This window comes from Actinosynnema sp. (assembly GCF_052038725.1).
Genome location: NZ_JBQGCX010000445.1, coordinates 1 through 1,725 on the forward strand (window position 1 = coordinate 1; position 1,725 = coordinate 1,725).

Genomic DNA, 1,725 nt, shown 5'->3' on the forward strand with positions numbered 1-1,725 from the left:
TGCGGTGCTGCTGACGTACGAGGGCTGGGGGCACGGGGTCTACGGGCGCGGTGCGTGCGTGGACGGGGCCGTTGACCGGTACCTGGTGGACCTGGCGGTGCCGCGCGAGGGGACGCGGTGCGCCGCGGTGGAGCCCGCGGTGACCGCCGTGGCCGAGGGCGGGGCGCCCGCGCTGCCGGAGGTGACCCGACCGGGGTGGGGCGGCTGATCGGCGGGGCGTTCGGGTGACCGCAGTGCCCTCGCCCGGCCGCTGTGACCGGTCGGCGGGCTCGGGGAGGCTGCGGGGGTCCGGATGCGAAGGAAGGGGAACCTGTGCGACGGATTTCTCGGGCGCTCGGCGCGGTGGTGGTCTGCGGGGCGCTGGTGACGGGTGTGGTCACCGGGGTGGCGGGCGCCCAGGTCGAGCAGCGGGGGGACGCGGGGTACCGGGCGGACATCGCCTGGGGGCCGTGCGGGGAGATGCCCTCGGTGGAGTGCGGGACCGTGCGGATGCCGGTGGACTGGGGGAAGCCCAGGGGGGAGAAGTTCGACCTGGTGCTGGCCAGGCGCAAGGCCACCGACCCGGCCGCGCGCAAGGGGGTGCTGTTCGTCAACCCCGGCGGGCCGGGCGGTTCCGGCGTGGACTTCGTGATGGCGGCCGACGCGTACTTCAGCGCCGAGCTGCTGGCGAAGTTCGACGTGATCGGCGTCGACCCGCGCGGGGTGGCGCGCAGCAACCCGGTGGTGTGCTCGGCGGAGAAGGTGGCGCAGCAGCCGTCGAACTACCCGGCGGACCAGGCCGAGTTCGAGGCGCTGCGGCGGTACAACCGGGAACTGGCCGCCGACTGCCGCGAGCGCACCGGGCCGCTGTTCGACCACGTGGACACGCTCCGCGGCGTCGAGGACATGGACGCGGTGCGGCGCTCGCTCGGCGAGCGGGAGCTTTCCTACTACGGGATCTCGTACGGCACGCTCCTCGGGCAGCAGTACGCGCAGCGGCACGGCGACCGGGTGCGGGCGATGGTGATCGACAGCAACATGGACCACGACCAGGGGACCTGGGAGTTCGGCACGAGGGAGGCGGTGGGCGCCGAGGACTCGTTCGTGGAGTTCGTGGCGTGGTGCGGGCGCGACGAGTCGTGCGCGCTGCACGGGCGGGACGTCCCGGCGCTGTGGAAGCAACTGCTGGACCGGGCCGAGCGGGGCGAGCTGACCCACCCGAACGCTCCGGGCCTGGTGCTCGACCGGGCCTTCCTGCGGTCGCTGATGCTGGGCGCGCTGTACGGGCCGTCGTGGTCGGCGATCGCGGACTTCCTGGTGGCGCTGGAGGCGCAGGGCGGCTCGGCGGTCGCGGGCGCGGGCGCTCCGGAGCCGGAGCTGGTGGAGAACCCGTTCGAGGTGTTCTGCCAGGACTGGAACCTGCCGCTGCGCGACCACCGCGAGTTCGCCCGGCTGCGGGCGCGGTCGCTGGAACTGGCCCCGAACATGGAGGGCTCGACGCTGGGCGAGGGCGCGATCGCGGCCTGCCAGGGGCGCGCGGACGCGGTGGACAACCCGCAGCGGCCGTGGCGGGTCGCGCCGGGCACGCCGAAGGTGCTGATGCTGAACGCGCTGCACGACCCGTCGACGCCGTACTCGTGGGCGGTCGGCGCGCACCGGCAGGCGCGGGGCGCTGCGGTGCTGCTGACGTACGAGGGCTGGGGGCACGGGGTCTACGGGCGCGGTGCGTGCGCGGACGGGCACACG

General features: G+C 74.8%; 2 protein-coding genes. Both read left to right on the forward strand.

Annotated features, from left to right (window positions below):
* Positions 1-208 (forward strand): alpha/beta hydrolase (locus ACTUAL_RS09030; protein ID WP_440899934.1); only part of this gene is annotated, 208 nt, incomplete at its 5' end.
* A 104-nt stretch (positions 209-312) separates the two neighbouring features.
* On the forward strand, positions 313-1,725 hold a 1,413-nt coding region (locus tag ACTUAL_RS09035; RefSeq protein WP_440899935.1), incomplete at its 3' end, for an alpha/beta fold hydrolase.